The organism is Actinotalea ferrariae CF5-4 (assembly GCF_000603945.1).
GTDB lineage: Bacteria > Actinomycetota > Actinomycetes > Actinomycetales > Cellulomonadaceae > Actinotalea > Actinotalea ferrariae.
The window spans coordinates 1-3,547 of record NZ_AXCW01000340.1; the positions used below are offsets into that span (position 1 = coordinate 1).

3 protein-coding genes are annotated in these 3,547 nt (G+C 68.1%); 1 reads left to right on the forward strand and 2 read right to left on the reverse strand.

Annotated features, from left to right (window positions below; translation table 11 throughout):
* Positions 1-213 precede the first annotated feature (213 nt).
* Positions 214-1,590 (reverse strand): M23 family metallopeptidase, encoded by a 1,377-nt coding sequence (locus N866_RS17390; protein WP_034228929.1) that lies wholly within the window; start codon positions 1,588-1,590, stop codon positions 214-216.
* Positions 1,591-1,824: 234 nt separating this feature from the next.
* Between N866_RS17390 and N866_RS17395 the strand changes: the two genes are divergently transcribed.
* Positions 1,825-2,124: a hypothetical protein gene (locus N866_RS17395; protein WP_034228930.1), complete on the forward strand. Its 300-nt coding sequence runs from the start codon at positions 1,825-1,827 to the stop codon at positions 2,122-2,124.
* Between the two features lie 14 nt (positions 2,125-2,138).
* Here N866_RS17395 and N866_RS17400 read toward each other — a convergent pair.
* On the reverse strand, positions 2,139-3,547 hold a 1,409-nt coding region (locus N866_RS17400; RefSeq protein ID WP_216699479.1), incomplete at its 5' end, for an urease accessory protein UreH domain-containing protein.

Genomic DNA, 3,547 nt, shown 5'->3' on the forward strand with positions numbered 1-3,547 from the left:
GGTCCATTTTCAGCCGTCGTTGACACCGAGGACGACCCGCTCGAGTTCGACACCACCGAACCGACGCGGCTATCGCCCGAAACAAGCTCATCGGACTTCCGGTGAGCCCCGAAACCCACCCCGAACGTGCGCGTCTGCCTGGACGACCCCCAGGTGCGAGCTGGAACTTGCCGGACGCCAGAGCCTGCCCCCTGCGGGGCCTGGCACCGGCCGCTACAGCAGCGTCTCCGGGTTGACGGGGTCGCCGTCGACGTAGGCCTCGAAGTGCAAATGACATGCGGTCGAGGTACCGGTCGTCCCGGAGTACCCGATCACCTGGCCCTGCTTGACCTGCTCGTTCGTGCGGACGGAGAACGACGACAGGTGGTTGTAGCTCGTCATCAGTGAGGTCCCGCCGGGTGATCCGTGGTTGAGCATGACCTGGTTGCCGAATCCCCCGACGGGTTTGGCCCACTGCACGGTTCCGGACGCCGCAGCGATGATCGGAGTTCCGCAGTAGGCTCGGAAGTCCGTGCCGGCATGGAGCTTTCGGTAGCCGTAGATGGGGTGGATGCGGTAGCCATACGGCGACGTGATGACCGGGGGAGTCATGGGACTGGGGGAGCCCAGGATGCCGGGGCCGATCGAGCCGCCGGTCACGGATGGAGCAGGTGGAGGGGGCACGCCGGGCCCGGGTGCACTCTCGGCCCTGCTCCGCTCAGCATCTCGCTGTCGCTCCTGCTCGCGTTCAGCCTCCCTGCGCTGCTCCTGCGTGCGCTCGGCTTCGATGATCGACTTCAGTTCGGCGGCCAGGTCCGCCTGCTGTGCCTCGTACTGGGCCTTGGCCGCGAGCTGGTTGCCCCGTTCGGCCTCGATCGCGGCGGTCTTGAGGTCCTGCTCCGCCAGCAGGCCTACGAGCTCCTCCTGACGTGCCTGTACCGTCTCCCGGGCGGCATCCGCGTCGGCGACCTTGGCGCCGGTCATCGCCGTGAGGTCGGCGATCTCGGCCTCGACCGCGGCGAGCCGGGCTTCCTGGTTGCGGGCGGTGCCACGGGCCTGTTCGAGTTCACGCAGCGCCTGGGTCTGGATCCTGAGCGCCGAGTCGGCCAGGGTTGACGCAGTGACGGCCTCCTCCCAGCTCGTAGCGTCGAACAACACAGACAACGACGCGCCTGCGAGGGACCCCTGGTAAGCCTTTCGCGCCACCTCGCCGATGCTTGACTGAACGGCCACGGCCCGCTCCGTGTCCTTCCGGATCTGGCCCGCGATGGCGTCAGCCGCTTCCTGCGAACTCAGGAGGCGTTGCTCCAGAAGAGCAAGTTCCCACCGCAGTGCGGACAGAGTGGCCTCCGCTGCGGCGAGTTCGGACTCGACCGAGGGCAGCTGCGCGGCGATTGCCTCCCGCTCGGCGTAGGAGGCGACGAGCGCAGCATCGGTGTCCTCGAGCAGTTCGTTGATCTCCTCCAGGGTGAGTCCGACGGAGCGCTGCTCCTGCTCCGCACGCGCACGTTTGTCGTCGTACTCCGTCGCCTGCACAGGGACCGCCACTGCGACGCCGAGGGCGAGAGTAGCCGCAGCGGCGAAGATCTTGGCGTAAACGGCGGTGGGCATCGGTCCCATTCCTCTGACAGTTCCCGGGCGCTCGAGAGTGGACGCCCGCGGTGCGATCATCGACGAATTTGACGCGTCTCGACTCGACAAACGAGACTCGCTGTTCGATCTTCATCGAACGTTGATCGCCCCTACATCGCAGGCACCGGTCTTGCTGCGCCGCGGCGTCTTTCCCTTCGCACGGCCCTTCATTTTTGTACGCCGGAGCTATGGCGCGGAGGTGCACAATGAGCCATGCGGATTCATCTTCTGTACTTCGAAGGCTGTCCCAACTGGCACGTCATGCATGAGCGCCTTCTCGAGGCGGTCGCGCTGGTCGATGACGACTGTGACGTCCAGCTCGTTGAGGTGCAGAGCCCTGAGATGGCCGACAGGTGGGGTTTCCACGGCTCACCGTCGGTGCTGGTGGACGGCACGGACCTGTTTGCCGCGCCAGGTTCCCCCGTCGGGCTGACATGCCGCCTCTACCCGACACCGGACGGGGTGCGAGGTACGCCGACGCTGGAACAGGTGGTTGCTGCCCTCGGCCGATGAGCTGCCGGGGATCCTCAGGGGGCGGCCGTCGCGGGGTCGTCGATGACCGTGATCGAGCCCCAGTACATGCCCATGCCGCACGAATATCGAAGGGTGCCCGTCTGCGACGGTGTGAAGGTCAGGACGTTCAGACCCGGTTCCAGGACCATGGGCTCGATCCCCAGGTCGGGGGAGTAGAGGGACGCTGCGCAGCTGACCGCCACGGAGTCGATCTCCCAGCGGACCTCCGTCCCGACGTACACGGTCGCGGATGCCGGCTCATACCCTGTCCCCACCTGGGTCGTCTTCAGCACCTGGATGTCACCTTCCAGCTCGACGTTGGCCGAGAGGCCGTCCTGCGCAGAGGTCGCGGCGGCGGCCGGTGTTGCCATGAGAGCCGGGACCAGGACCGCGGCCGCGCCCGAGAGGTTGATCCCGGCGAACGCTAGGACAGCGACGCCGGCGAAGCGGAAGAATCGGGTTGCGGTCGCGCCCCGGACGGCTGCTGTGAGGCCACCGATGCCGAGCAGACCCGGCAGGGTACCCAACGCGAACAGGCTCATGATCAAAGCGGCGCGGGCCGGGCTGCCGGTGGACATCGCGTACACCTGAACTGATTGGGTGAAGCCGCACGGGAGCAGGAACGTTCCGGCGCCCAGAAGTGCTGAGCGCCCGTCGCTGTAGCGGCCGTCGGCACGGTCCAGGCGCAGGACCCTCATGAGCGCCGGCGGCAGCGTGAGCGTCCCCCCGCGGGACAGGCGGGGCGAGAGGCTGGTGAGCTTCAGCCCGACGGACGCCATCACCAGGGAGACGACGACCATCATGACCGCCAGTGCGCGGCCGCTGAGCGTGAAGGCGGACCCGGCCAATCCGACGAGTGCGCCCAGCAGCCCGAACCCGACGACGCGACCGACATTGAAGGCCACGTGGGGCCGTAGTCGCTGACCGGTCGACGCCCCGGGATGGAGCTCGGCGTGCCGCGCCGACACCGCGAGCACCAGGCCACCGACCAGTGCCATGCAGGTGGACAGCCCCGCCGCGATCCCCAGGACGGCCACCATCACGAGGCTGCCGGACGACGCGAGGGTCCCGACCTGGCCTGCGAGGTCGATGAGCCCGCTCGCTTGCAGAGCCAGGCCCAGTCCGGCGAGGACCCCGACGGCGACGAGGACGTCCCGCCAGACGGCCCGGTCCCCGGTGACCCACTCCTTCTCGTCCCGGCCGGGCTCGTAGCCGGCTCGTTGAACTGCCTTGTGGAGCCGGCTGCGGGGGATGTGGGCGTCGGTGTGGACCCGTGCGATGCCCCGACGGACGGAGACCTTGACGCGCAGGACGCCCGGGACGGTGAGCAGCGCCTTGCTGATGCGCACCTCACAGGCTTGGCAGGTCATGCCCTTGACGGGCAGGTCGATCACAGCCATGGGGGCCTGTCCCCGGATCCTGG

Excerpts from the sequence above, each read along its gene's own strand:
- N866_RS17395 (WP_034228930.1), top strand. The coding sequence starts at position 1,825 with ATGCGGATTCATCTTCTGTACTTCGAAGGCTGTCCCAACTGGCACGTC.
- N866_RS17390 (WP_034228929.1), bottom strand. The coding sequence starts at position 1,590 with ATGCCCACCGCCGTTTACGCCAAGATCTTCGCCGCTGCGGCTACTCTC.